The organism is Mesorhizobium robiniae (assembly GCF_040545535.1).
Taxonomy (GTDB): Bacteria; Pseudomonadota; Alphaproteobacteria; order Rhizobiales; family Rhizobiaceae; genus Mesorhizobium; species Mesorhizobium robiniae.
The window spans coordinates 795701-822303 of sequence record NZ_JBEPMC010000001.1; the positions used below are offsets into that span (position 1 = coordinate 795701).

26 protein-coding genes are annotated in these 26603 nt (G+C 62.2%); 18 read left to right on the top strand and 8 right to left on the bottom strand.

The annotated features are described in order from the left end of the window. The first annotated feature begins 20 nt into the window (after nucleotides 1–20). Nucleotides 21–509 (top strand): hypothetical protein, encoded by a 489-nt coding sequence (locus tag ABID19_RS03895; RefSeq protein ID WP_354488091.1) that lies wholly within the window; start codon nucleotides 21–23, stop codon nucleotides 507–509. A gap of 31 nt (nucleotides 510–540) precedes the next feature. On the opposite strand, the gene ABID19_RS03900 is transcribed toward ABID19_RS03895, so the two are convergent. Next, nucleotides 541–1317: a VOC family protein gene (locus ABID19_RS03900; RefSeq protein ID WP_354488093.1), complete on the bottom strand. Its 777-nt coding sequence runs from the start codon at nucleotides 1315–1317 to the stop codon at nucleotides 541–543. Between the two features lie 191 nt (nucleotides 1318–1508). On the opposite strand from ABID19_RS03900, the gene ABID19_RS03905 reads away from it, so the two are divergent. The 6 genes from ABID19_RS03905 to ABID19_RS03930 all read left to right on the top strand — a co-directional run bounded on the left by ABID19_RS03905 (nucleotide 1509) and on the right by ABID19_RS03930 (nucleotide 7181). Beyond that, nucleotides 1509–2225, top strand: a complete 717-nt coding sequence (locus tag ABID19_RS03905; protein ID WP_354488095.1) for a gamma-glutamylcyclotransferase — start codon at nucleotides 1509–1511, stop codon at nucleotides 2223–2225. A gap of 729 nt (nucleotides 2226–2954) precedes the next feature. Continuing rightward, a complete protein-coding gene (locus ABID19_RS03910; protein ID WP_354488096.1) occupies nucleotides 2955–4319 on the top strand; it encodes an NAD(P)-dependent oxidoreductase in 1365 nt (454 codons plus the stop codon). 2 nt (nucleotides 4320–4321) lie between these two features. Beyond that, entirely contained in the window at nucleotides 4322–5635 is a 1314-nt protein-coding gene (preA, locus tag ABID19_RS03915; RefSeq protein WP_354488098.1) for an NAD-dependent dihydropyrimidine dehydrogenase subunit PreA, read from the top strand. A gap of 111 nt (nucleotides 5636–5746) precedes the next feature. Next, nucleotides 5747–6265 carry an RrF2 family transcriptional regulator gene (locus ABID19_RS03920; protein ID WP_354488099.1) on the top strand — a complete coding sequence of 173 codons (519 nt, stop codon included), beginning with the start codon at nucleotides 5747–5749 and terminating at the stop codon, nucleotides 6263–6265. A gap of 19 nt (nucleotides 6266–6284) precedes the next feature. Beyond that, nucleotides 6285–6743, top strand: coding sequence for a carboxymuconolactone decarboxylase family protein (locus ABID19_RS03925; protein WP_354488101.1), 459 nt, complete (start codon nucleotides 6285–6287; stop codon nucleotides 6741–6743). Nucleotides 6744–6803: 60 nt separating this feature from the next. Further along, a complete protein-coding gene (locus ABID19_RS03930; RefSeq protein WP_354488102.1) occupies nucleotides 6804–7181 on the top strand; it encodes a DoxX family protein in 378 nt (125 codons plus the stop codon). Nucleotides 7182–7201: 20 nt separating this feature from the next. Here the strand turns inward: ABID19_RS03930 and ABID19_RS03935 are convergent, their stop codons facing one another. Together ABID19_RS03935 and ABID19_RS03940 are read right to left on the bottom strand one after the other, a co-directional pair. Next, the gene (locus ABID19_RS03935) at nucleotides 7202–7924 is read right to left on the bottom strand and encodes an SDR family oxidoreductase (protein ID WP_354488104.1); all 723 of its coding nucleotides are present in this window, start codon (nucleotides 7922–7924) and stop codon (nucleotides 7202–7204) included. Beyond that, the gene (locus ABID19_RS03940; RefSeq protein WP_354488105.1) at nucleotides 7921–8754 is read right to left on the bottom strand and encodes an SDR family NAD(P)-dependent oxidoreductase; all 834 of its coding nucleotides are present in this window, start codon (nucleotides 8752–8754) and stop codon (nucleotides 7921–7923) included. The genes ABID19_RS03935 and ABID19_RS03940 overlap by 4 nt, the downstream gene beginning before the upstream one ends. Before the next feature lie 103 nt (nucleotides 8755–8857). On the opposite strand from ABID19_RS03940, the gene ABID19_RS03945 reads away from it, so the two are divergent. Next, nucleotides 8858–9730 carry a helix-turn-helix transcriptional regulator gene (locus tag ABID19_RS03945; RefSeq protein ID WP_354488303.1) on the top strand — a complete coding sequence of 291 codons (873 nt, stop codon included), beginning with the start codon at nucleotides 8858–8860 and terminating at the stop codon, nucleotides 9728–9730. Between the two features lie 171 nt (nucleotides 9731–9901). Here ABID19_RS03945 and ABID19_RS03950 read toward each other — a convergent pair whose 3' ends face one another. Further along, nucleotides 9902–10531, bottom strand: a complete 630-nt coding sequence (locus ABID19_RS03950) for a TetR family transcriptional regulator C-terminal domain-containing protein (RefSeq protein WP_354488107.1) — start codon at nucleotides 10529–10531, stop codon at nucleotides 9902–9904. Nucleotides 10532–10803: 272 nt separating this feature from the next. Between ABID19_RS03950 and aptA the strand changes: the two genes are divergently transcribed. From aptA to hydA, 4 genes are all read left to right on the top strand, one after another. Further along, entirely contained in the window at nucleotides 10804–12132 is a 1329-nt protein-coding gene (aptA, locus tag ABID19_RS03955; protein ID WP_354488109.1) for an omega-aminotransferase AptA, read from the top strand. A 139-nt stretch (nucleotides 12133–12271) separates the two neighbouring features. Continuing rightward, complete coding sequence (locus tag ABID19_RS03960) at nucleotides 12272–12553, top strand: endonuclease domain-containing protein (RefSeq protein ID WP_354488110.1); 282 nt, start codon at nucleotides 12272–12274, stop codon at nucleotides 12551–12553. 131 nt (nucleotides 12554–12684) lie between these two features. After that, nucleotides 12685–13935: a Zn-dependent hydrolase gene (locus ABID19_RS03965; protein ID WP_354488112.1), complete on the top strand. Its 1251-nt coding sequence runs from the start codon at nucleotides 12685–12687 to the stop codon at nucleotides 13933–13935. Nucleotides 13936–14554: 619 nt separating this feature from the next. After that, nucleotides 14555–16006, top strand: coding sequence for a dihydropyrimidinase (gene hydA / locus ABID19_RS03970; protein WP_354488114.1), 1452 nt, complete (start codon nucleotides 14555–14557; stop codon nucleotides 16004–16006). A gap of 17 nt (nucleotides 16007–16023) precedes the next feature. Here hydA and ABID19_RS03975 read toward each other — a convergent pair whose 3' ends face one another. After that, entirely contained in the window at nucleotides 16024–16428 is a 405-nt protein-coding gene (locus ABID19_RS03975; RefSeq protein WP_354488115.1) for a cupin domain-containing protein, read from the bottom strand. A 146-nt stretch (nucleotides 16429–16574) separates the two neighbouring features. Here ABID19_RS03975 and ABID19_RS03980 point away from each other — a divergent pair, with 146 nt between their 5' ends. The 5 genes from ABID19_RS03980 to ABID19_RS04000 all read left to right on the top strand — a co-directional run bounded on the left by ABID19_RS03980 (nucleotide 16575) and on the right by ABID19_RS04000 (nucleotide 21447). Further along, nucleotides 16575–17366 carry an ABC transporter ATP-binding protein gene (locus tag ABID19_RS03980; RefSeq protein ID WP_354488117.1) on the top strand — a complete coding sequence of 264 codons (792 nt, stop codon included), beginning with the start codon at nucleotides 16575–16577 and terminating at the stop codon, nucleotides 17364–17366. A 397-nt stretch (nucleotides 17367–17763) separates the two neighbouring features. Continuing rightward, a complete protein-coding gene (locus ABID19_RS03985; RefSeq protein ID WP_354488118.1) occupies nucleotides 17764–18642 on the top strand; it encodes an ABC transporter permease in 879 nt (292 codons plus the stop codon). Then, on the top strand, nucleotides 18639–19775 hold the full coding sequence (locus ABID19_RS03990) for an ABC transporter permease (protein ID WP_354488120.1): 1137 nt from the start codon (nucleotides 18639–18641) through the stop codon (nucleotides 19773–19775). Before ABID19_RS03985 ends, ABID19_RS03990 begins: the two co-directional genes overlap by 4 nt. A gap of 80 nt (nucleotides 19776–19855) precedes the next feature. Continuing rightward, nucleotides 19856–20827: an ABC transporter substrate-binding protein gene (locus tag ABID19_RS03995; protein ID WP_352936861.1), complete on the top strand. Its 972-nt coding sequence runs from the start codon at nucleotides 19856–19858 to the stop codon at nucleotides 20825–20827. 176 nt (nucleotides 20828–21003) lie between these two features. Then, nucleotides 21004–21447, top strand: coding sequence for a CHRD domain-containing protein (locus tag ABID19_RS04000; protein WP_354488122.1), 444 nt, complete (start codon nucleotides 21004–21006; stop codon nucleotides 21445–21447). 39 nt (nucleotides 21448–21486) lie between these two features. Here ABID19_RS04000 and ABID19_RS04005 read toward each other — a convergent pair whose 3' ends face one another. The 3 genes from ABID19_RS04005 to ABID19_RS04015 form a co-directional block, all read right to left on the bottom strand. Beyond that, the gene (locus ABID19_RS04005) at nucleotides 21487–23136 is read right to left on the bottom strand and encodes a thiamine pyrophosphate-binding protein (RefSeq protein WP_354488124.1); all 1650 of its coding nucleotides are present in this window, start codon (nucleotides 23134–23136) and stop codon (nucleotides 21487–21489) included. After that, complete coding sequence (locus ABID19_RS04010; protein ID WP_354488126.1) at nucleotides 23133–24308, bottom strand: CaiB/BaiF CoA transferase family protein; 1176 nt, start codon at nucleotides 24306–24308, stop codon at nucleotides 23133–23135. The genes ABID19_RS04005 and ABID19_RS04010 overlap by 4 nt, the downstream gene beginning before the upstream one ends. 97 nt (nucleotides 24309–24405) lie before the next feature. Next, nucleotides 24406–25341 carry an alpha/beta hydrolase gene (locus ABID19_RS04015; RefSeq protein WP_354488128.1) on the bottom strand — a complete coding sequence of 312 codons (936 nt, stop codon included), beginning with the start codon at nucleotides 25339–25341 and terminating at the stop codon, nucleotides 24406–24408. Between the two features lie 203 nt (nucleotides 25342–25544). Between ABID19_RS04015 and ABID19_RS04020 the strand changes: the two genes are divergently transcribed. Next, complete coding sequence (locus ABID19_RS04020; RefSeq protein ID WP_352936937.1) at nucleotides 25545–26579, top strand: ribonuclease T2 family protein; 1035 nt, start codon at nucleotides 25545–25547, stop codon at nucleotides 26577–26579. Nucleotides 26580–26603 lie beyond the last annotated feature (24 nt).

Sequence of the window (26603 nt, forward strand, 5' to 3'; positions counted from 1 at the left end):
CCACGTGGGTTCCGTTCGCCATGAGAAAAGTCGTCGTCAGCCTATTCGCTATCCTTGCAGGCACCAGCGTCGCTATGGCTGACGACGCCGGCTGTGCGGCTTTCAAATGGCCGGTGACGCGCGAGGAGGCCCTGTTTGCGGCAGCGCCCGCCGCGCAGTCCGGCGCTGACCTTTCCGTCGGCGAGGCTGCAGATGTGGCGTTGGCGCCGGTCGACACGATCAGCTTCACCGTTCCGCCGGAACGCGCGCCGGCAGCCGGTACATTCGGCGCGACGGCAAGCGTGGCCGTGCCCCCGGAGGGAGAGCTCCAGATCAGCCTGTCCGATGAGGCCTGGATCGATGTCGTTCAGGACGGCAAAGCCGTGAAGTTGGCGGCTTTCAGCGGCGTGAAAACCTGTCCGGGCATTCGCAAAAGCGTGCGTTTCAAGCTTGCGGCGGGTGCCGCGACAGTCCAACTCAGCGGCGCCAAAAAGGCCGGTCTCAAAGTTGCGGTGCTGACGCCGGAATGATCCAGCGGCAATACTCGGTCGGTCAGGACGACTACCGTACAGGCGCAAGCAGTGCGAAATGCGCGCCTTGCGGGTCCTGGCCCTGCACAATCCATTGGCCGGTCGGTACCTCCATGGGACCCATCAGGATCTTGCCGCCATTGTCGGTGATGCGCTTGGCCGCCGCATCGATGGCCGGGACGTTGAAGTAGAACATCCAGACCGGCACTGGCATCTGCTCCGGCTTGTTCATCATGCCGCCGCTGGATTCGGGGCCGGCGGAAAAGGTCTGGTAGATGCCCATCTGCCCCATATCCATCGCATCGCCTTTCTCCCAGCCGAACTGCTCGGAATAGAAATCGAACGCTGCCTTCCAGTCCGACGTGTAGAGTTCGTGCCAGCCGATATGGCCCGGTGTGGTGGCCGGCACCGTCGGCTGATCGGGGCCGGTCGGCTGCATCAACATGAAGGTCACGCCTTGCGGATCGGCGACGACGGCGAAGCGGCCGACGCTCGGAATGTCGTCGGGTTCGCGGTGAACCGTGCCGCCGGCATTCTTCAACGATTGCGTCGAGGCGTCGACATCCCTGGTGTGGATATAACCGAGCCAGGCCGGCGGCATGCCCATCTTGGCGGCGTCCTCCGGCAGCGTCATCAGACCGGCGACGCCGCGCTCGCCGACATTCATGACGATATAACGCGGCATGCCCGGCCCGGCGTCGAAGGGCTGGGCCGTCCAGCCGACTACGTCGGTATAGAAGGCCTCGGCGGCGTCGAGGTCGGTGGTCATCAACTCGTACCAGAAGAAGGGCATCGGAGACTTTGGCATTGTCGTGCTCCTTATGTTTCCAGTCGTGGGCGGTTCCAGTTTTGGATTGTGGCTTGATCCATCCTAGGACGATCTTGGCGACGGAAATCCGACGTCTGGGCCAAGAATCGCCCGCGGCAAGGCACCGCCGTTCAAGTCTTGCGTACTTCGCGTTTTTCGCCTTTCCTTCAGTCAACGAGGGGTGTCGATCCATGCGCCTGATGTCGCTTACGCCGGAGCTCGTCGCGCTATGCCATCGGGAGGAGGCCGATCCCGGTCCCGATGGCAGTTGGACGCAACTGACCGACGAGGATTTCCAGGCCCTTGCCTTGCGGCTGTGGGACGAAGCCGACGCGGGCCCGTTCTGGGTGTTTGCCTATGGCTCGCTGATCTGGAAGCCGGCTTTCGAGTCCGTCGAACAACAACGCGCCACCGCGTTCGGCTGGCATCGGTCCTTCTGCCTCGACATGGTCCGTTGGCGCGGCAGTGCCGAGCAGCCGGGCTTGATGATGGCGCTTGAGCGGGGCGGGCGGTGCAACGGGGTAATCTACCGCTTGCCCGACGGCGAAAAACCGGCCCAGATCGAAAGGCTGCTGCGGCGCGAAATCGACGACTACGAGAGTGTTGCCTCGGTCAGATGGCTTCCGGTGCGCACTGCTCAAGGATCACTGCGGGCGTTAGGCTTCTGGGTTGGTGTGACCGGCAGAGGCACCTCGCTCAACCAGCCGCTGGAACGGGTAGCTCAGGTGCTGGCCAGGGCGTGCGGGCATGTCGGGTCGGGCGCGGAATATCTCTACAACACCGTCAGTCACCTCGAAGCGTTCGGCATCCGCGACCGCAATCTGTGGCGGCTGCAGGAACTGGTCGCGAAGGAGATCAGGTCGATCCATGGCCGTGCCCTTGATGTCGGCCTTCTATCCGGACCCTGAGCCGCGACGTTCACGTCGGAAACATCGGAACAGATCCTACGTGACACCAATAGCGTAGTGGTCAGATCCAAGCAGCTATGGCTTCACGAGCAATTACCTCAACCGTGCATTCAAGACTGAGCAATAGGAAATGCGAACAGTCGTCTGTCGGTCCGGGTATCGATCGCAACCAGTGCGAGTTCTCCACTTGGAGGAGGGGCCATCTATAGGAGGCTTGGCTGCCAGAGCCAATCAACGGGATCGAGCTGCTAGCGCTAATATGAGTCAGTCCCAGCATGTCGTCATGAGCCGAAAGGGCTAGCACTCTATGGAAGTTGATCTTGAGGGTTCGTTCGGACGCTCCGACGAAGAAGTCACCTTCGACGGCCAGTTCAAAGTAACTGTCGGATTGGAGACGCCACACCTGACAGGCAGCCAGCGGTAAATCTTCCACAGGCTCCCACCGCAGAACCGCCTCCTGAACAATATTCACCGCCTTCTCCAACGTTGCGCACGATGTTAGAGCGCCTATCACCCAGTGAGCGCTTAGAACAGCTTGTCGCCACTTGGGAGCCAATCCTGCGCACCGCGTTCATTGACGGGATCGACCAAATCGCCGACCTGAAAACATGAGTATATCTATCATATTTTTATCAAGCCTTTTCAGCAGCTTGCATCGAAAATTGACCAATTGATAAAAAAACAAAACGTGCTAGCCTTCCTCAAAACCAGAAGAAATGGGGAAGCGGAATGGCGACTGGTCATTTCAAGCAGGGCATTGCCGGCGGCCGGCTTTCGCCTGAACAATATGCGGATAATTTTTCCGACCTGCATCCGCCGCTCGATCATCACGAGGCGCTGGTCGAGTCCGACCGCTGCTATTTCTGCTATGACGCGCCATGCATGAACGCATGCCCGACCTCGATCGATATTCCGCTGTTCATCCGTCAGATCTCGACTGGCAATCCGATCGGCTCGGCCAAGACGATTTTTGACCAGAATATTCTGGGCGGCATGTGCGCTCGCGTCTGCCCGACCGAGACGCTGTGCGAAGAAGTCTGCGTGCGCGAAGTGGCCGAAGGCAAGCCGGTGCAGATCGGCCGCCTGCAGCGCTATGCCACCGATGTCGCGATGGCGCAGGACAAGCAGTTCTATGCGCGCGCGGCCCCGACCGGCAAGACCGTCGCCGTGGTCGGCGCCGGACCGGCCGGGCTTGCAGCCGCGCATCGACTCGCCCGTCATGGTCATGAGGTGACCATTCTGGAAGCCCGTCCGAAGGCCGGCGGTCTCAATGAATACGGCATCGCCGCCTATAAGAGCATCGATAATTTCGCCCAGGCCGAGGTCGATTATGTCACGTCGATCGGCGGCATCGACATCCAGAATGGCAAGGCGCTCGGCCGCGACTACCAGCTCTCGGACCTGACCCGGAACTATGATGCGGTGTTTCTCGGCATGGGGCTTGGCGGCGTCAATGCGCTGCGTGCCGATGGCGAGGACGCCGAAGGCGTGACCAATGCCGTGGAGTTCATCGCGGAACTTCGCCAGGCCAGCGACCTTGCCAGCCTGCCGGTCGGCCGGCGCGTCGTCGTCATCGGCGGCGGCATGACGGCGATCGACGCAGCGGTGCAATCGAAACTGCTCGGCGCCGAAGAGGTGACGATCTGCTACCGGCGCGGCCAGGAGCACATGAACGCCTCCGAATTCGAGCAGGATCTGGCCGCCGCCAACGGCGTCACCATCCGTCACTGGCTGCAGCCGAAGCGGGTCATTGCCGAAGGCGGCAAGGTGTCGGGCATCGAGCTCGAATACACGGCGATGGATGGCGAGAAACTCGTCGGCACCGGCGAGCGCCTGACGCTTACCGCCGACCAGGTGTTCAAGGCGATCGGCCAGAGCTTTATCCCCTCGGCGCTCAATGGCAGCGGGGCCTTGCTTGCGTTGGAGGCCGGTCGCATTAAGGTCGATGCCGAAGGCCGCACCTCGCTGGCCAACGTCTGGGCGGGCGGCGACTGTATCTATGGCGGCGACGATCTCACCGTCTCCGCCGTCGCACAGGGGCGCGACGCGGCGGAATCGATCCACCGGGCACTGACCTCGAACGGGAGGGCATGAGCATGGCAGATATCAGAAACAATTTCGTCGGCATCAAATCGCCCAATCCGTTCTGGCTGGCCTCGGCGCCGCCAACCGACAAGGCCTACAACGTCATCCGCGCCTTTAAGGCGGGCTGGGGCGGCGTGGTGTGGAAGACGCTCGGCGAAGAAGGCCCGCCGGTGGCCAATGTCAACGGTCCGCGCTACGGCGCGATCTGGGGCGCTGATCGGCGCCTGCTCGGCTTGAACAATATCGAGCTGATCACCGACCGCGACCTGCAGGTCAATCTGCGCGAGATCAAGCAAGTCAAGAAGGACTGGCCCGACCGCGCCATCGTCGTCTCGTTGATGGTGCCTTGCGAGGAGCATGCGTGGAAGGCGATCCTGCCGGTGGTCGAGGAGACCGGCGCCGACGGCATCGAGCTCAATTTCGGCTGCCCGCACGGCATGTCGGAACGCGGCATGGGTGCCGCCGTCGGCCAGGTGCCGGAATACATCGAAATGGTGGTGCGCTGGTGCAAAGCCAACACCCGCATGCCTGTCATCACCAAGCTGACGCCCAACATCACCGATATCCGCAAGCCGGCGCGGGCTGCCCTTGCCGGCGGCACCGACGCGGTGTCGTTGATCAACACCATCAATTCGATCACCGGCGTCAATCTCGACAGTTTCGCGCCGGAACCGACGATCGACGGCAAGGGTTCGCATGGCGGCTATTGCGGCCCGGCGGTGAAGCCGATCGCCATGAACATGGTGGCCGAAATCGCGCGCGATCCGGAAACGCACGGCCTGCCGATCTCCGGCATTGGCGGCATCACCACTTGGCGGGATGCTGCCGAATTCATGGCACTCGGCGCCGGCAATGTGCAGGTGTGCACGGCGGCGATGACTTATGGCTTCAAGATCGTGCAGGAGATGATCGCCGGCCTGGAAAACTGGATGGACGAGAAGGGCCATGCCTCGCTGGACGACATCGTCGGCCGCGCCACGCCCAACGTCACCGACTGGCAATATCTCAACCTCAACTACATCGCCAAGGCGCATATCGACCAGGAGGCCTGCATCAAGTGCGGCCGCTGCCACATCGCCTGCGAGGACACCTCGCACCAGGCGATCACCAGCATGGTGGACGGCGTCAGGCATTTTGAGGTGATCGAGGCGGAATGCGTCGGCTGCAATCTCTGCGTCAATGTCTGCCCGGTCGAGAACTGCATCACCATGGAGCCGCTGGCGGCCGGCGTGCTGGACCAGCGCACCGGCAGACCGGTGTCGCCGGTCTACGCCAACTGGACGACGCATCCGAACAATCCGATGGCCAAGGTGGCGGCAGAGTAGGGCGCGGCCCGTTGTGGAAAAGCGGCGTCCGCAGGCGCCGCTTTTTTTAGATGGCTATTGCAGATAAAATCTATCCACGATAATATGTATCCATGATTAGGAGACACACCAATGAAGCTGGGTGAAGGCGTGGAAGCAGCAATCCATTGCGCCGCAATGCTCGCCGGCGTCGAGGGCGAAGCGACCCTGTCGGGCGCCGCCATGGCGGAAGCCTTTGGCCTGTCGCCAAGCTATCTCTTGAAGCATCTCAACATGCTGACGGCGGCGCGCGTCCTGGAATCCGTCCCTGGACCGGCCGGCGGCTACCGGCTGGCGCGGCCGGCCGAGCGCATAACGCTGCTCGACATCGTGCTCGCGGTCGAAGGCAAAGAGCCGGCATTCCGCTGCGGCGAGATTCGCCAGCGCGGTCCGGCCAAGCTCGACGCGTCCGCCTATGTCAAACCCTGCGGCATCAACGTCGCGATGCTCAAGGCGGAGCGCGCCTATCGCGCGGCACTCGCCGAGGCAAAGCTGTCCGACATCGTGTCCGATTTCATGAGCGGTGCCGATCCGCGTTCGGTTGCGGCTAGCTGCGCCTTTGTCGAGCGCCATCAGCGGCTGCAGAAATCCAGTTCAACCAAGCAAGCATGAGCATGCGAAAGGAAAGAGGATGAAACAGAGAATGCAGTTTTTCGCCAAGGCGCCGGAAATCATGGAAGCGGTGTCGGCGCTCAACAAGGCAGTCGACGAATGCGGGCTGGAGGTGGGCCTGTTGCATCTGATCAAGCTCAGAGCATCGCAGATCAATGGCTGCTCCTATTGTGTCGAGATGCACAGCCGCGAGGCGCGCCGCGACGGCGAGACCGAGCAGCGGCTCTATCTCATCTCGGCCTGGAAGGAATCGCCGCTGTTTTCCGAACGCGAACGCGCTGCCTTGGCCTGGACCGAAGCGGTGACGAAGATCGCCGACAACGGGGTCTCGGACGAACTCTATGCGCGGACGCTCGAGCATTTCTCGGAAGAGGAACTGGTCAAGCTGTCTGTCGCGCTTGGCATGATCAACACCTGGAACCGGCTTTGCATCCCGTTCCAGGCGATTCATCCGATGCCGGCGGCGAAAGCTGCTTGAGCGAGCGAACCGGCGCGCGGCCTGGGCGCCGCGTGCCATTTTTGTTTGGGGATCAAGAACATGATGGCAAATTTTGAGAATGAGATTCTATTTGCTGCCCGCCTGCTGCTTGGCGGCGCGTTCGTCTTTGCCGGCTTGCGCAATATCCAGAATGCAGGCTTCCTGACTCAGATGATGGCGGCACGCGGGGTGCCGGAGGCGCGGCTGATGCTGTGGCTTGGTATCGTCCTGCAGGTCGTGTCCGGAGCGCTGGTGATATCAGGTGTCTGGACCGCTGCCGCCGGTCTGTGCCTGGTGCTGTTCCTGATCGTCGCCACCCCGATGTTCCACAATTTCTGGGATCATCAAGGGCCCGAGCGCGCGTCCCGCATCAACGGCTTTGTCGGCAATGTGGCGTTGACTGGAGGGTTCCTGGCGCTGGTGGCGCAGCCGGTATAGCGGGTGCGGGCGCCCGCCGCTCATGCGGCAAATCGCAGACCTCCGTCACAGGTCAGCACCTGGCCCGTCATGAAGCTGTTGGAGACGAGGAACGCGATCGCGTCGGCGACGTCTTCGGCGCGGCCGATGCGGCCGACCGGTGTCTTGCCGGCATAGTCGGTGAAGATCGTCTGGCGCTGCTCGGAGGGCAAAAAGTCCCACCAAGGCGTGTCGATGACGCCGGGCGCCACGACATTGACGCGCAAAGGCTTCAACTCCCTCGCCAGGATCGGCACCACTGTCAACAGCATGCCGTTGACGGCGGCGATGCCGGCGACGCCCGGCGTCGACAGTTGCGCAGATACCGCGGAGATGAAGGTGACCGAGCCGCTCTTGTTCAGAGTCGGCAAGGCGGCTTGCAGGCAAGACAATTGTGGCCGGACTTTCTCGTCGACGCCACCGCCGATGTCCGCCAAGTCAAGCGTTTCGAACGGGCCTATACCCTTGCCGCCGCTGGCGGCGAGCACCAGGTGATCGAAGGGACCGAGATCGTCGAAGAAACGACTGATCTCTTCCGGTTTCGTTGCATCGAAGGCCGCCTTTTCGACGGTACCGCCAAGGCTGTGCCATGCGCCTTTGAGCTTTTCCGGGTTGCGGCCGGTGATGGTCACTTTCATGCCCGGGCCAAGCAGTTTGCGCGCCGTGGCAAGGCCGATACCGGAGGAACCGCCGATGATCACGGCATGTTGGGTCTTGTCAGTCATGAATGCTGTTCCTTCGATATCGAGCGCTCGACCAAGTCGAGGCTCAAGGTCCGCAATTGCTGTCTCGCCTTCGCGTCATAGGCTTGCGCGTTGGCGCGAGATTCTGTCTGGCCGTCAAAATACAGGCCGCTCCGCTCTTCCAGGTCAGGCGATACAGCGAGGTTGAGGATGGCGTCAGCGCCGGTCTCGACCGAACTCCACGGCGTGACGCCTGCCTGCCGGACCATGGTCGTGTTCATGTAGCTTGCCGGATGCAGGCTGTTGACGGTGACGCCGGTGTTCTTCAACTCCTGCGCCAGATCGATGGTGAACATGATCTGCGCCAGCTTGCTCTGGCAATAGGCACGGACGCCGTCATAGGAGCGGGTCAGCATGACATCGTCGAAATCGATCGCCTGCTGGCCGGCCGAGGCGACGTTGACGATGCGCGCCGGCGCGCTCGCCTTGAGCAGCGGCAGAAGCTCCGACGTGAGCAGGAAGCCGGCGAGATAGTTGACGGCAAAGCGCAGTTCGTAGCCGTCGGCGCTGACTTGTCGTTTGGTGCCTGCGGTGCCGATGCCGGCGTTGTTGATGAGGATATCGAGCCGGTCCGTGCGGGCGCGAACAGCCTCGGCGAGACGGCGGACTTCGGCGAGCGACGAGAGGTCGGCGACGAGAAGCTCGGCCTTGCCGCCAACAGCTTCGATCTCGGCGACCGTCGCGTTGCCTCGTGTCGCATCGCGGCCATGCACCAGGACACGCGCGCCGCCGGCGCCGAGCCGTTGCGCAACCATGCGGCCAACGCCGTCGGTCGATCCGGTAATGAGGATTGTCTTGTCGTCCAGTTCCATGCTTGAGCCTCCACATTGTTGCTCTGGGTTAAAGATGGAGCATCCGACACGCCTCAAACAGTTCAAACTTTATCCTGGTATCGATACTGCTATAATGGCACCGATGGATTCCCCGACGCATTCAGCCGAAGACAGCCGCCGCCGTGAGCTTGGTGCCTTCCTGCGGTCGCGGCGCGAAAGGCTGACGCCGTCGGATACCGGTATCCAAACGGGCCTCAGGCGGCGCACGCCAGGGCTGCGGCGCGAGGAGGTGGCGATGATCGCCGGCGTCGGGACGACCTGGTACACCTGGCTGGAGCAGGGGCGTGAGGTCAGGCCCTCGGTTGAGGTGCTGAGTGCGCTCAGCCAGGCGTTGCGCCTCGACGCGGCCGAAAAACGGCATCTGTTCATTCTCGCCGGCCGCCAGCAGCCGGAGCGTCGCGTTGAAGCGCCAGAAAAGGTCGACGGCCCCTTGCTGCATATGCTGCAAAGCCTCATGCTGCAGCCGGCCTATGTCGTCGGGCGGCGCTGGGACGTGCTGGCCTGGAATCCGGCCGCGGCAGCCGTGTTCGGCGACTATGGCCTGCTGGAGGGCGACGCCCGCAACATCGTCCACATGGTTTTCACCAGCCCGCATCACCGGCGCCTGCTGGTCGACTGGGAGGAACTGGCGCGCGCCGTTATCGCTTCGTTCCGGGCGGAGAGCGCGAAGTATGTCGGCGATCCGGATTTCGAGCGGCTGATCGCGCTGATGACGCGTTCAAGTCCGGAGTTCCGCACCTGGTGGCCGTTGCGCGATGTGGCTCGTGAACTATCGGGTGTGAAGCATGTCAGACATCCGACGGCCGGCAGCATGGCGTTCGAGCATATGAGCTTTTCGATCGACGACGGCTCGGATATGAAGCTGATCGTCTACACGCCACTCGCCGAGCAGAACTCGATCGCGAAGTTGCAGAAATTGTTGGACGCGATGCCGGTGGAGCGTCGCAGCGCATAACATTGGTGGCTGCAGCCCCTCAGCTTCGTCATCCACGGGTCTGCGCCGCGTCGCTACGCTCCTTGCTTCGCCCGTGGATGACGAAGTGATGGGGCCGTCGGCCAATCTCCACGGTCAGCAAGAACCAGACGGCCGGTAAATTACTTTCCTTTGGCCTATTTTGACGAGGCGTCAGCCCTTCGGCTTCAGCCCGTCGATGAACAGCTGTTCCAGAAATCTTGCCGCATCCTCGAAGCGGCCGTCACCGCCGCGGTTGGGGCCGAGCACGGCGCGGACCTGAACGTCGAAATCGGCGTAATGCTGCGTCGTCGCCCAGATCGAAAAGATCAGGTGCCAGGGGTCGGTGCGGGCGATCTTGCCGGCGCGCATCCAACCCTTGATAACGGCAGCCTTCTCGTCGACCAGCGTCTTCAACTCGCCTTCCAGCAGCGGCATGATGCGGGGCGCGCCCTGCAGGATCTCGTTGGCGAACAGGCGGCTTTCCCTAGGGAAATCGCGCGCCATTTCGAGCTTGCGCCTGATGTAGCTGCGCAATTCGGTCAGTGGGTCGCCGATGTCGTCGAGTTCGCGCAGCGGCGCCAGCCAGGTGTCCAGAAGTCGCTGCATCAGCGTCTCGTGAATGTCTTCCTTGCGGCGGAAATAGTAGAGCAGGTTAGGCTTCGACATGCCGGCGGCTTCGGCGATCTGGTCGATGGTCGAACCGCGAAAGCCGTTGGTCGAGAAGACTTCGAGCGCCGCCTCCAGGATGAGTTCGCGCTTTTCCTGCTGGATGCGGGTGCGGCGAGGGGCAGGGGTGTCCATGTCAGCCGTCATCCCCGCAGGACTGTGCCGCGAGGGCCATCTGGGCCGCGAGGGCCATCTGGACCAATTCTCTGGACCAGTTTTTCTCCGGCCTGTGGAGCGCGCTTCAGATGCCGCATTTCCGCTAGTAATCCCTTGACCGCCGACAGGGCGGTGCTAACGTTTGTCCAATCGGTCAAAATTTGCGTAGCACGAAAACGCAGCAGAGACCAAGTGTCGGGAAGACCAAGCGTTAGCCACACCGAAACAGGTTACAAGGGGAAGTCTTGGTCATGTCCAACCGGCTGAAAGTCACGCCGAACGATCTCAGCGCATTCTGGATGCCGTTCACGGCAAACCGGCAGTTCAAACAGGCGCCTCGCATGATGGTGTCCGCCAAGGACATGCATTACACGACGAGCGACGGGCGCAAGGTTCTCGACGGCACCGCCGGCCTGTGGTGCGTCAACGCCGGCCACTGCCGGCCGAAGATCACCGAGGCGATCCAGCAACAGGCCGCCGAACTCGACTATGCGCCGGCCTTCCAGATGGGCCATCCGATCGTCTTCGAGTTGGCGAACCGCCTGGTCGACCTCGCGCCGAAGGGCATGGACCATGTGTTCTTCACCAATTCCGGATCGGAATCGGTCGAGACCGCGCTGAAGATGGCGATCGCCTATCACCGCGCCAAAGGCGAGGGCTCACGCACCCGCCTGATCGGCCGCGAGCGCGGCTATCATGGCGTCAATTTCGGCGGCATCTCGGTCGGCGGCATCGTCACCAACCGCAAGATGTTCGGCACGCTGCTCGGCGGCGTCGACCACATGCCGCACACGCATCTGCCCGAGAAGAATTCGTTCACCAAGGGCGTGCCCGAACATGGCGCGGAATTGGCCAACGAGCTGGAGCGCATCGTCGCGCTGCACGACGCCTCGACCATCGCGGCCGTCATCGTCGAGCCGGTGGCCGGTTCCACAGGCGTCATCCTGCCGCCGAAAGGGTATCTCGAGAAGCTGCGCGAGATCTGCACCAAGCACGGCATCCTTTTGATCTTCGACGAGGTCATCACCGGTTTCGGCCGGCTCGGCACGCCGTTCGCCGCCGACTATTTCGGCGTCACGCCCGACATCATGACGACGGCCAAGGGCGTCTCCAACGGCGTCATCCCTATGGGCGCGGTGTTCGTCAAGAAGGAGATCCACGACGCCTTCATGACCGGCCCCGAGCACATGATCGAGTTCTTCCACGGCTATACCTATTCGGGCAATCCGATCGCCTGTGCGGCCGCACTCGGCACGCTCGACACCTACAAGGAAGAGGGCTTGCTCACCCGTGGCGAGGAACTGGCGCCGTATTGGGAAGACGCGCTGCATTCGCTGAAGGGCGAGCCGAACGTCATCGATATCCGAAACATCGGCCTGATCGGCGCGATCGAGCTGGCGCCCATCCCCGGCAGCCCGACCAAGCGCGCCTTCTCGGCCTTCGTCAAGGCGTTCGAGCGCGGCGCCTTGATCCGCACCACCGGCGACATCATCGCGCTGTCGCCGCCGCTGATCATCACCAAGGGCCAGATCAATGAATTGATCGACCATGTGCGTGAAGTGCTGAGGGCAGTGGATTGAGAAACTGGGCGCAGCTTTCCCTCCCCCTTGAGGGGAGGGTGGCCGCGAAGCGGTCGGGTGGGGTCGGTGGCGACGCGCGCCGACCTGATCTTTTGCTGCGAGTTCGCTTCTGATGCCCCGTACCCGCGTGAGTTTCGAAATGCGCCAAAAGGCGCGGGCGCTTCGAGTTCATGCGACCAAGGGCGAATCCCTGCTGTGGTATGAACTGCGCGAATTGAAATCGGGCGGGTTCAAGTTCCGCCGCCAGTGCCCGATTGGACCCTATATCGTCGACTTCGCTTGTCTTGCAGTAAAGCTGGTGGTGGAAGTGGATGGCGACTTGCACGAGCAGGAGAGGGACAACGGCATGACGCTGTCCGTGACGCCTATTTGCGATCGATCGGGTTCGATATCTTTCGCGTCGATGAGCCCGATGTCATAAACAGTGCTTGGCATGTGGCGCAGGTGGTCAAGGAGAAGGTCGCGCGCATGTTCGGCGACCCCACCCGACCGCTTCGCGGCCACCCTCCCCTCGAGGGGGAGGGGGACGCCGCGCAATAGATGAGGTTTTGAATGGCCGCACCCGGCGAGAATCTGCGAATCAATTCAGACCGTTTGTGGGATTCGATAATGGAGATGGCGAAGATCGGCCCCGGCATTGCCGGCGGCAACAATCGCCAGACGTTGACCGACGCGGACGGCGAGGGGCGGCATCTGTTCAAGCGCTGGTGCGAGGCGGCCGGCCTCGAAATGGGCCTCGACGAGATGGGCACGATGTTTGCCCGCCGCGAAGGCACCGAGCCTGATCTGCCGCCTGTCTATGTCGGCAGCCATCTCGACACCCAGCCGACCGGCGGCAAATATGACGGCGTGCTCGGCGTGCTTGGCGGGTTGGAGATCGTGCGCTCGCTCAACGAGCTCGGCATCAAGACCAAGCATCCGATCGTCGTCACCAACTGGACGAACGAGGAAGGCGCGCGCTTTGCGCCGGCGATGATGGCATCCGGTGTCTTCGCCGGCGTCCTCGACCAAGTCGATGTCTATTCGCATGTCGACAAGGACGGCAAGAGATTCGGCGAGGAGCTCGAACGCATCGGCTGGAAGGGCACCGAGAAAGTCGGTGATCGCAAGATCCACGCCTTCTTCGAACTGCATATAGAGCAAGGACCGATCCTCGAGGACGAAGGCATTGACATCGGTGTCGTCACCCATGGCCAGGGATTGAAATGGCTGCAGGTGACGCTGACTGGCAAGGAGGCGCACACCGGCTCGACGCCGATGCCAAAACGCCGCAATGCCGGGCTCGGCATGGCGCGGGTGATCGAGCTGGTGCACGAGATCGCCATGGATTACCAGCCGGACGCCGTCGGCGCGGTCGGCCATATGGAGGTCTATCCCAACTCGCGTAACATCATCGCCGGCCGCACCGTGTTCACCATCGACATCCGCTCGCCGGAAAAGGAAGTGCTGGACGCGATGGATGGGCGCATCCGCGAAGGCATCGACACGATCTGCGAGGCGCTCGACATCAAATACAAGATCGATCAGGTCGGCCATTTCGATCCGGTCACTTTCGACCCGGGCTGCGTCAAGGCTGTGCGGGATGCGGCGGAGCGCCTGGGCTACACGCATCGCAACATCGTCTCCGGCGCCGGCCATGATGCCTGCTGGATCAACCGCGTTGCGCCCACCGCAATGGTGATGTGCCCTTGCGTCGACGGGCTCAGCCACAACGAGGCCGAGGAGATCACCAAGGAATGGGCGGCGGCGGGCGCGGATGTGCTGTTCCATGCGGTGGTGGAGACGGCGGAGATCGTGGGGTGAAGCGGCTTGAAACAACTCTGAAGTGGTTGACCGCCCGACGGGGTCGACATGTCAGGGCCAAATCCAGCACCGCTTTTCTACCTCCTGCTTCATTCGACTGAGTATCGAGATGGCGCGGGCGAGGCAGCAGCAGACGGAGCCGGATAGAAGCTGGTTAAGGCCGACGACGATTGCGGCCTTGCTTACAGCGATCGCTGCCTTGATCGCAGCAGTAATGCCTCTGGCGCTGCAACTCCTGCCAAAGGAGCCAGTGATCAATACAAATGCCGGCGCAGTCAGTAGTCTAAGTTTTTCCTGCTCAAACACAATTCAGATAGATAGCTCTACAAGCAATACAGTTTCATTCGACCTGTCGACATCAAAATACCCGGTTTCAATGTCGGTTTTCTTCAAAATAGATATGAATGACTCCAGGAGTTTTCAGATGTTCCCCATTCCGTCTACCGTATCAACCCTCAATCCGATGAATATATATACAGACGGCAAGTCCGTTATAATGACGATAGTCGCACCATATCCGGTCTACGCTATTTTTGATCCCGTAAACAACAATTGGACTGAGTATAAGCGCGGCTTCGCGTACGCGTGTGCAATGTATTAGGCTGTAGGAGAGCCGCGGATGAGCAAAGTCATCAAGAATGGTACCATCGTCACCGCCGACCGCACCTGGAAGGCCGACGTGCTGTTCAAGCACGGCAAGATCATCGCCATCGGCCCGGATCTGCATGGCGACCACGAGTTCGACGCCACCGGCTGCTATGTCATGCCGGGTGGCATCGATCCGCACACCCATCTCGAAATGCCATTCATGGGCACGTATTCGGCCGACGATTTCGAATCCGGCACTCGCGCGGCCTTGTCTGGCGGCACGACGATGGTGGTCGATTTCTGCCTGCCTTCGCCGCAGCAGTCGCTGCTTGAGGCCTTGCAGATGTGGGACAACAAGACCTCGAAAGCAGCCTGCGACTATTCCTTCCACATGGCGATCACCTGGTGGGGCAAGCAGGTGTTCGACGAGATGGCTGATGTCGTCGACAAGGGCATAACCTCGTTCAAACACTTTATGGCCTATAAGGGCGCGCTGATGGTCGATGACGACGAGATGTATTCGTCGTTCCAGCGCTGCGCCGATCTTGGCGCGCTGCCGCTGGTTCATGCCGAAAATGGCGACGTGGTTGCCGCCCTGTCGCAGAAGCTTCTGGCCGCCGGCAATAACGGCCCGGAGGGGCATGCCTATTCGCGCCCGCCGGAGGTCGAAGGCGAGGCGACCAATCGCGCCATCATGATCGCCGACATGGCCGGCGTGCCGCTCTATGTCGTGCATGTCTCCTGCGAGCAGGCCCATGAAGCCATTCGCCGGGCGCGCCAGAAGGGAATGCGGGTGTTCGGCGAGCCCTTGATCCAGCACCTGACGCTCGACGAGAGCGAGTATTTCAACAAGGACTGGGACCATGCGGCGCGCCGTGTGATGAGCCCGCCTTTCCGCAACAAACTGCACCAGGATTCGCTGTGGGCCGGGCTGCAGGCCGGATCGCTGCAAGTGGTGGCGACCGACCATTGCGCCTTCACCACCAGCCAAAAGCGCAACGGCGTCGGCGACTTCACCAAGATCCCGAACGGCACCGGCGGGCTCGAGGACCGCTTGCCGGTGCTATGGACCACAGGCGTCAACACCGGCCGGCTGACGATGAACGAATTCGTCGCGGTGACCTCGACCAACATCGCGAAAATCCTCAATATGTATCCGAAGAAGGGCGCCATCGTTGAGGGTGCGGACGCCGATATCGTGGTCTGGGACCCGAAGCGAAAGAAGAAGATCACGGCCAAGAAACAGCAGTCGGTGATCGATTACAACGTCTTCGAAGGTTTTGAGGTAACCGGCCTGCCGCGTTTCGTCTTTTCGCGCGGCGAACTGTCGGTCCAGGAGGCTGAGGTCAAGGCGAAGCCCGGCCATGGCGAGTTTGTCGCTCGTGAGCCGAATGCGGCGGTCAACCGGGCGCTGTCGACGTGGAAGGAGATTTCCGCGCCGCGCAAGGTGGAACGCTCAGGTATTCCGGCGACTGGGGTGTGAGCTGCTTGGTTTTCGCCTCAGGCGACCAGTGCATCCAGTTCCGGCAGCAGAGCGACGCTTTCCTGCTCGTTGGGATCGGTGCGGGCGATGACCGCCGAAGAGGGGCTGTCGCTCAGATTGGCGGGCAGATGCGGGACGCCGGCCGGGATGTAGAAGAGGTCGCCGGCCTTGACGACAATGTGTTGTTCGAGCCGGTCGCCATACCAGGTATGGACCTCGCCGGAGAGCACATAGATCGCCGTCTCATGGCTTTCATGCAGGTGCGCCTTGGCGCGGGCGCCGGGCGGCATGGTGAGAATATGCATGCAGATGCCGGTAGAGCCGACTGTCTCGGCGGCGATGCCGGTGAAATAACTCAGTCCCTGCTTGCCTTCATAAGAGCTTTCAGGGCGGATAAGATGACAAGTGGGTTTGGACGACATCGGGGCGACTCTCGATCGAGTGGGAACTCTCAGCCGGATAGGAACTCTCAGCCGGATAGGACAGGGCGAGTGGAAAGCAACATCGGGGAAAGATCAACTGGATTGCAGCAGGCGCGCCAGCGGTGCGAAAAGGCAGGCTGCGGCCGATGACGGGAGCATCGCCAGCCGTCGTTTCGGCAAGCAAGCTCGGCCTGACCTTCCAGACCAGCGACGGTCCGGTGCAAGCGTTGTCCAATGTCGATCTGACCATCGGCAAAGGCGAGTTCGTCTCCTTCATCGGGCCATCCGGCTGCGGCAAGACGACCTTGCTGCGGGTCATCGCCGATCTGGAGAAACCGACCTCCGGAACCATCTCCGTCAACGGCATGACGCCCGAGCAGGCGCGTCAGAGCCGCGCCTATGGTTATGTCTTCCAGGCCGCCGCACTTTATCCGTGGCGCACGATCGAGCGCAACGTGGCGCTGCCGCTGGAGATCATGGGCCTGTCCAAGGCAGAGCAGGCGGCGCGCATCAAGCGCACGCTGGATCTCGTCAATCTGTCCGGCTTCGAGCAGAAATACCCCTGGCAGCTTTCCGGCGGCATGCAGCAGCGCGCCTCGATCGCGCGGGCGCTGGCCTTCGACGCCGATCTTCTGTTGATGGACGAGCCGTTCGGCGCGCTGGACGAGATCGTGCGCGATCATCTCAATGAACAACTGCTGGAACTGTGGGAACGGACCAACAAGACCATCTGTTTCGTCACCCATTCCATTCCCGAGGCGGTGTATCTGTCTACACGCATCGTCGTGATGTCGCCGCGTCCGGGTCGCGTCAGCGACGTCATCGAATCGACGCTGCCGAAGAAGCGGCCGCTCGACATCCGCGAGACGCCGGAATTTCTGGCGATCGCAGCGCGCGTACGTGACGGCCTCAGGGCAGGACACAGCTATGAGGATTGAGCGGGATGAGCTCCCTCCTCTCCCCGACGGGGAGAGGGTGGCCGGAGTGAAGCGGAGGTCGGGTGAGGGGGCGGCCAACCACGCTTTCGCCTTCGTCATCCTAGGGCGAAGCAAGGAGCGAAGCGACGCGGCGCAGACCCTAGGATCCATGCCGTTACGCATCCGTTCCGCAGCGTTGCGGAACATCGCTCCCTTCGCCTCGCTCCGCTTGGTCGATATTCTCAGCCGTTTGCGTCCTTCGTTCGGAGTCACGGCATGGATCCTAGGGTCTGCGCAGGCGGCTTCGCGCCTGCTTCGCCCTAGGATGACGAAGGCACGGTGGGCCGCTCCCTCACCCGGCCTTCGCTTCGCTCCGGCCACCCTCTCCCCGTGGGGGAGAGGAGGAGGGCAGCGCTAGATGGACTCCTTTCGCGACAAGCTCATCCCGGTGACCTCGATCCTCTTGGGCGTGGTGGTCGTCTGGTATGTTTTCGCCGTCATCCTCAACGCGCCGTTCCAGCGCGATCTCGACCGCCGTGCCGGCGAGAAGCCGGGCATTGTGGAATTCATCGGCAAAACGATGTCGCAGCCGAAGCCGACGCTGCCGGCGCCGCATCAGGTGGCGGTGAATTTCTTCGAGAACACTTTTCTTCGCAAGGTCACCAGTAATCGCAGCCTTGTCTACAATGCCTGGGTGACGCTGTCCTCGACGCTGCTCGGCTTCGCGTTTGGCACGGCACTCGGCATCGTCATCGCCGTCGGCATCGTGCATGTGGCGACGCTCGACCGCAGCCTGATGCCGTGGATCATCGCCTCGCAGACCATTCCGATCCTGGCGGTGGCGCCGATGATCATCGTCGTGCTGGCGGCGATCGGCGTCACTGGTCTGATCCCGAAGGCGCTGATCTCGACGTATCTGTCGTTCTTCCCGGTGGCCGTCGGCATGGTCAAGGGGCTGCGTTCGCCCGAGCTCACCCATCTCGATCTGATGCACACCTACAATGCCAGCCCCTCGCAGACCTTCTGGAAATTGCGGGTGCCGGCATCGGTGCCGTTCCTGTTCACCTCGATGAAGGTCGCGGTCGCCGCCAGCCTGGTTGGCGCCATCGTTGGCGAACTGCCGACCGGCGCCGTCGCCGGCATCGGCGCCAAGCTGCTCGCCGGCGCCTATTACAGCCAGACCATCGACATCTGGTCGGCGTTGGTGGCCGGCTCGGTCGTGGCGGCGCTGCTGGTGATGGTGGTCGGGATCGCCGGTCGCATCGTCGACCGCGCCATGGGCGGGAGGCCGGCGTGAACTCCCTCTTCAGCCTTTCCTCGATCACGCCTCGCTCCTGGCAAGGATATGCCGCGCTTGCCCTTCTTGCCGGCGCGCTCCTGCTTTGGCCGCTTACCGATGCCACGCCCGGTTACGGCACGGCGACCGCGGCTTTGATCTTCTTCTTGCTGCTCCTTGCAATTTCTGCCGACAACTTTCCATCGGTGATTGGGGTGGTATTGCTTTTCCTTGGCGCGCATGGCGCGGCGTGGCTGCTGCTCGCCGGCATAACCGGCAATGAAGGCACCGCTCGCGCGTCCTTTTATCTGCTGCTTGCCGCGGCATGGCTGCTGGCCTGGCGCTGTGTGACGGTGCTGTCCGCGCTTCGCCCGACTTCGCGCTGGGCGGCGACCGCGTTGAGGTTGATCATTCCGGCGATCTTCGGCGCCTGGATCCTGATCATCTGGGAGGCGGTGACGCGCGGCGCGGGCATTCCTTTCATCCTGCTCCCGCCGCCAAGCGCCATCGGCGTGCGCATCGCCAATTCGCTGCCGGTGCTCGCCGCCGACGTGCGGCAGACCATCTTCAAGGCGGTGCTCTTTGGCTACGTGGTTGGCAGCGGCGCTGGCTTCCTCGCCGCCATCGCGGCCGACCGCGTGCCGTTCCTGCGCCGCGGGCTTTTGCCGATCGGCAACATGGTGTCGGCGCTACCGATCATCGGCGTGGCGCCGATCATGGTCATGTGGTTCGGTTTCGACTGGCAGTCGAAGGCCGCCGTCGTCATCATCATGACTTTCTTTCCGATGCTGGTGAATACGGTCGCCGGCCTTGCCGCCTCCGGCCATATGGAACGCGACCTGATGCGCACCTATGCGTCGAGCTATTGGCAGACGCTGTTCAAGCTGCGGCTGCCGGCGGCCGCGCCCTTCATCTTCAACGCGCTGAAGATCAATTCGACGCTGGCGCTGATCGGCGCGATCGTCGCGGAATTCTTCGGCACGCCGGTGGTCGGCATGGGATTCCGGATTTCGACCGAGGTCGGACGGATGAACATCGACATGGTCTGGGCAGAAATCGCAGTTGCAGCACTTGCGGGTTCGGTCTTTTATGGCGTGGTCGCTCTTTTCGAAAGAGCAGTCACGTTTTGGCATCCCTCCGTCCGTGGAGGATAGGGCGGTGGCGGGTTGGAATCAGGAGCGCATTGAAGGTCCTGTTCCTAAAGGGTGAACACTTAACTTCAGAGGGTAAAAACATGAAAAGACTTGTTATTTCGATGCTGGCCGGCGCGATGTCGCTTGCCGCGTTTCAGGCGATGGCCGCGGACAAGGTGACGCTGCAGCTGAAATGGGTCACGCAGGCGCAGTTTGCCGGCTATTACGTCGCCAAGGACAAGGGGTTTTATGAGGCCGAAGGCCTCGACGTCGAGATCAAGCCGGGCGGTCCTGACATTGCGCCGGAGCAGGTGATCGCCGGTGGCGGCGCCGACGTCATCGTCGATTGGATGGGCGGCGCGCTCGCCGCACGCGAAAAGGGCGTGCCGCTGGTCAACATCGCCCAGCCGTTCAAGAAGGCCGGCATGCAGCTGGTCTGCCCTAAGGATGGCCCGATCAAGACCGAAGCCGACTTCAAGGGCCATACGCTCGGCGTCTGGTTCTTCGGCAATGAATATCCGTTCTACGCTTGGATGAATAAGCTTGGCTTGAAGACCGACGGCGGTCCGGACGGCGTCACCGTGCTGAAGCAGAGTTTTGACGTACAGCCGCTAATCCAGAAACAGGCGGATTGCATCTCGGTCATGACCTACAACGAATATTGGCAGCTCATCGACGCCGGCTACAAGCCGGAAGAGCTGATCGTGTTCAACTACTCGGCGATGGGCAACGACTTGCTTGAGGACGGGCTCTATGCGTCCGAGGATAAGCTCAAGGATCCGGCCTTCGAGGACAAGATGGTGCGTTTCGTGCGCGCCTCGATGAAAGGCTGGAAATATGCCGTCGACAATTCCGACGAGGCGGCCGGCATCGTCATGGACAATGGCGGCCAGGACGAGAACCACCAGAAGCGCATGATGGGCGAAGTCGCCAAGCTGATCGACAATGCCGACGGCAAGCTCGACCCGGCGACCTACGCGCGCACCGCCAAGGCGCTGCTCGATCAGAAGATCATCACCAAAGAGCCGAGCGGCGCCTACACGACTGCCATCACCGACAAGGCTATCAAATAAGGGCCATCGGATAAGGGCCTCATTCTGGGGCCTGCAATTCGGAAAAAAGGGGTGGGCGGCCGCCCCTTTTTGTTGGGGCGTAAAATAGCCGTTACCCGGCGGAAACATCCGTGCGCACAACCGTTATGCCGGTGCATCCAATTTCAGCGGATGTCATCGCCACAACGGAGATTTCCATGCGCATGCAATCCTTCTCGCCGATGCTTTCGGCGCTGGCCGTTTCGACTTCTATCCTGTGCGCTTCACCCGCCTTGGCCGACATGATGAAGATGAAGGCAATGCTCGATGGCGCTCAGCAAAATCCGCCCGTCACCACGGATGGCAAAGGTGAGGCCGATCTCGGCTTCAACACCGCAACGAAACAGCTGACCTGGAACGTGACGTATTCAGGTCTCAGCGGACCGGCAACGGCCGGACATATTCATGGTCCGGCAGCAAAGGGTGAAAATGCCGGTGTCGTCGTCCCGTTCAAGGGCGCTCCAAAGAGCCCGTTCAAGGGGGCAGCGGTGCTAACCGACGCGCAGGCTGCCGACCTGATGGCCGGCAAATATTACATCAACATCCATACGGCCGCCCACAAGGACGGCGAGATCCGCGGGCAGATCGAGAAGGCAGGATAGCGCAGATCGCGACAACAAAGAGGGCAATCGCCCTGTTTGTCAGGCCTTTTCGCGGATCTGGGTCATCGTCCGGGTCGGCGTAATGGCCTCGGGGTCGAGTCTGATCTCGACGATCGACGGTTTGCCGCTGGCACGGGCGCGTTCGAAGGCCGGCGCGAAGTCAGCTGTCCTCTCGACCGTTTCGCCATGGCCGCCATAGGCGCGGGCGAGAGTTGCGAAGTCGGGATTCTTTAGGTCGGTGGCGACGACACGACCTGGATATTCACGCTCCTGATGCATGCGGATGGTGCCGTAGATGCCGTTGTTGACGACGATGACGATGATCGGCAAATCGTACTGCACGGCGGTGGCGAATTCCTGCCCGTTCATCAGGAAGCAGCCGTCGCCGGCAAAGGCAATCACGTCGCGCTCGGGAAAGAGCTCCTTGGCGGCAACAGCTGCTGGCGTGCCGTAGCCCATCGAGCCGGAGGTGGGGGCCGCCTGCGTGGCAAAGCGGCGGAAACGGTGGAAGCGGTGCACCCAGGTGGCGTAATTGCCGGCGCCATTGGTGAGGATCGCATCGTCGGGCAGCACCGTTTCGAGATAGTTCATGATCGGTCCCATCTGCACCGGACCGGGTCCGGATTCCGGCGGCGTAGACCAGTCGAGATAGGCGGCATGCAGGCGTTGGCTTTCGTCGGTCCAGTTCGGCGCCGCCGGCCCCTTCCTCCTGGCGAAGGCCCGCACGAAGGCGGAAGGCGAGGCGTTGATCGCCAGCGTCGGCCGGTAGACGCGGCCGAGCTCGCCGGCGTCGGCGTGGACATGGACCAGCGTCTGATCTGGGTAGGGGCTCTTCAGCAGCGTGTAGTCGGAGGACGGCATTTCGCCCATGCGGCCGCCAATCAGCAGCACGAGGTCGGCCTGCTTGATCGCGGTCGCCAGCTTGGGGTTGATGCCGATGCCGACATCGCCGGCATAGTTCGGATGCAAATGATCGAACAGCATCTGGCGGCGGAAGGAACAGCCGACCGGCAGCGACCAGGCTTCGGCGATATGCTGCATTTCCTGAACGGCATTGGCATCCCAACGTGTGCCGCCCAGAATTGCCACAGGCCGTTTCGCGGCATTGAGCAGCGCTTCGAGCCGATCGAGTTCGGCTACACCGGGAGAGGTTTCGACGCGCGTGTAGTGCTGGGCCTCCGGTGCCTCGGCAAGGCTGGTCAGCATGTCTTCCGGCAGCGAGATGACCACCGGGCCGGGGCGGCCGGACGTCGCCACCGCGAAAGCGCGGGTGACGAATTCGGGGATGCGCGAGGCATCGTCGATCTCGACCACCCATTTGGCGATGTCACCGAAGAACCTGGAATAGTCGACCTCCTGGAACGCCTCGCGCCCCTTGGCGTGGCTGGCGACCTGGCCGATGAACAGGATGACGGGGACCGAATCCTGCATGGCGATGTGGATGCCGGCCGAGGCGTTGGTGGCGCCGGGCCCGCGGGTGACGAAGCAGATGCCGGGTTTGCCGGTCAGGCGGCCATGGCAGTCGGCCATCATCGCAGCACCGCCTTCCTGGCGGCAGACGATGGTGCGGATCGTCGAATCGTGCAGCGCGTCGAGCACCGCGAGATAGGATTCGCCCGGCACGCAATAGATGCGGTCGGCGCCGTTGGCTTCCAGCGCATCGACAATCAATTGTCCGCCGGTTTTCATTTTCCTGACCTCTCCAGTTCGGCAAGGATTTCTTCGGTGTGTTCGCCGAGACGCGGCGAGGGCCGCTCATAGGTGAGCGGCGTGCCCGACATGACCATCGGCGCGCGTACCGTGGGCAAGAGATTGCCGTGGCCGTCATCGAGGTCGAGCCGCATGCCGCGCGCGATGGTCTGCGGGTCGGCAAACATCTGGCCGATCGTGTTGATCGGGCTGGCAGGCACACTTGCCGCCTCCAGTTTGGCCAGCAGCGGGCCGCGATCGAAGGTTTTTAGCGCCTCGATTATATGCTCGCGCAGCTTCGCCCGGTTGGCGACCCGCGCGGGATTGGTGGCGAAATCGGGGTTCGACGACAGCTCGTCCAATCCAACGGCAGCGCAGAATTTGGCGAACTGGCCGTCATTGCCGATGGCCAGGATGATATGACCGTCCTTCACCGGCACCACTTCGTAGGGCGCGATGTTCATATGCGCATTGCCCATCTGCACCGGCGATTTGCCTGAGACCAGATAGTTGAGATTCTGGTTGCCGAGCGTCGAGATCTGGGTGTCGTAGAGCGCCATGTCGATATGCTGGCCTTCGCCGGTCTTCTCGGCGTGGCGAAGTGCTGCCTGGATGGCGACCACCGAATAGAGGCCGGTGAAAATATCTGATATGGCAACCCCAGCCTTTTGCGGCTCGCGGCCGGCCTCGCCGGTGATCGACATCATGCCGGCCATGGCCTGGATGATGAAGTCATAACCGGCGCGTGGCGCGTAGGGCCCGTCCTGGCCGAAGCCGGTGATCGAGCAATAGATCAGCCGCGGGTTGATCTTGCGCAGGCTGTCATAGTCGAGCCCGTATTTCTTCAGGCCGCCGAGCTTGAAGTTCTCGATCAAAACGTTTGAGGTCGCGACCAGCCGGCGCACGGTCTCGGCGCCTTCGGGCGTCGAGAAATCGATGGCGATCGAGCGTTTGCCGCGATTGCAGGAATGGTAATAGGCGGCGGAAAGATTTTCGCCGTCATGGCTCATGACGAAGGGCGGACCCCATTTGCGGGTATCGTCGCCACCATCCGGGCTTTCGACCTTGATCACGTCGGCGCCGAGATCGGCAAGCAGCTGCCCAGCCCACGGTCCGGCTAGGATGCGGGCGAGTTCGATAACGCGGACGCCTTTCAGCGGGGGTTCGGCCATGGATCACCGTTATGGGTCGAAAGCAGAGCCTCTATCAATACCGTGTGCGGCTGTCACGGCCCTTACGATAGGCCAACCTCGATCGGGTTAACGCCGATCAGGCTTGTTTCAGTACGCCGTCGGCCCATGCGGCGAAATCATCCATGACAACATCCCGATTCACCTCGTTCAGGCTTTCGTGGCGGGTCTCGGCATAAACCTTTGAAACGAGATTCGAAAAGCCCATCCTGCGCAGGCGCCCTGCGAGGTGGTTGACCGCCTTGCCGCCGTCGGTGGCGGGGTCCTTTTCGCCGCCGACGAGGCAGATCGGCAGGGTCTTGCGGACGCCGGAAAAATTAGTGTCGTCGGCACCATCAAAGACAAACCCGAACAGGTCGCGCCACATCGACACGGAGGCATCCCAGCAGCAGAGCGGATCGGCGATGTACTTGTCGACTTCGGCCGCGTCGCGCGATAGCCAGTCGAACGGCGTCCGGTGATCGGGGATGGCCTTGCCCCAGGCCTGGAAGGTCAGTCTCGGCAGCATGCGCGACGGCATGTCGGAGCCGAGCCGGAATTTTTCCCAGGCCAGAATGGCTTGTGCGGCACGGCCGGCGAGCCCAGCGGAAAAATTGGCGTTCCAGATGGCGGCGGCATGCAGCCGGTTCGCGTGGGCAAGCATGAAATTCAACGCGATGAGGCCGCCCATGGAATGGCCGAAGGCGATAACGGGCAGGCCGGGGTGTTCGCCGGCGATTAGATCGTGCACGGCGGCGACGTCGGCGATGACCTTGGCGCCGCCATCCACTTTGGCGAATGTGCCGAGCGGCGCGTCTGGCGCCTTGGTGGCGCCGTGGCCGCGATGGTCGTGGGCGTAGACATGGAAGCCGCGCTCGCCCAGAAAGGTAGCGAAGCGGACATAGCGCGCGGCGTGCTCTGCCAGCCCGTGATTGATCTGAATAGCGGCGCGCGAGCGGCCCTCGGCGCGCTTCACATAGAGGTTGAGCTCGGCGCCGGTCGGCGATCGGAGCACGCGCTGCTGGCTGAATGACATTGTCGCTTCGTCTCCAACGCGTCTTTCGCACCCACGAGCGTTTGCGTGCGCCGAGGCCGGTTTTGCGTCAATCGGCGTTTTCCGCAGCGCTGTTCTTGCCTCGCTACACACAGTATCGCAATTCTGACATGGAGAATTTGATACCGAGTGAGGGCGGCAGTCTGTTGCCGCGGCATTTTTCAGCCGGGGGTACTTTTATGCGCATGCGGATAGGTCTCGTTTTCGGATTGACGCTTCTGGTCATGTCGCTGGCGGGCGCTGCGCAAGCCGAGGTCAAGATGAGCGGCTCTTTCGTAGCCGACGCCACCTGCCCAGCGACCCAGGCCATCAAGAGCGGCAAAAACCCCGGCAGCATCTCGACCGATGCGGGACAGAGCTACGAGCTGCTGGCTGGCAACAAGGATGCTCCTACGCACTATCTGATCCGCGTGCCGGGGGCCGATCCGGAGCGTCGCTGGGTGAAGGTCGATTGCGGCCATGTTTCGGGCGGCAGCGCATCCGGGGAATCGGCAGCACCTGCGCCAGCCGTACCTGTGCCGGCCGAAGGGGAGAAGTCTGCTGCGCCGGCTTCGGGAAAGCCTGAATATGTCCTCGCGCTGAGCTGGCAGCCCGCCTTTTGCGAAACCAGGCCCGGCAAGACCGAATGCAAGGCGCAGACCGCTGGTGGATTCGATGCGACGCATTTCACCTTGCACGGGCTGTGGCCGCAGCCGAACGGAAATTTCTATTGCGAGGTGGCAGCGGCCGACAAGGCCAACGACAATCCGGCGCACTGGCAGGACCTGCCGCCCGTCGAGATCGACCCGAACACGCGGTCGGAGCTCGATCGGGTGATGCCGGGCACCGCATCCGCTCTCGAAAGGCATGAGTGGATCAAGCATGGCACCTGCTACGGCAAGAGCCAGCAAGCGTATTTTTCCGATGCGCTGAACCTGATGCGCGCGGTGAATGCTTCGCCTGTGCGCGATCTGTTCGCAAAGAATATCGGCAAGCAACTGACGTCGGATCAGATCCGCAGTGCCTTCGATAGCGCGTTTGGCGCCGGGGCAGGTGAGCGGGTCCGGGTATCCTGCCTGGTCGATTCGACGAGTGGTAGGCGGCTGATCGGTGAGCTGACGCTCGGCCTCACCGGCCCAATCGGTCCGAGCAGTCGGCTCGGCGACCTGATGCAGGCTGCCGCGCCGACAAGCAAAGCCGGCTGCCCGAAAGGCGTTGTCGATTCCACAGGATTCCAATAACAGGCAAGCCAGCAGGCAAGCCGG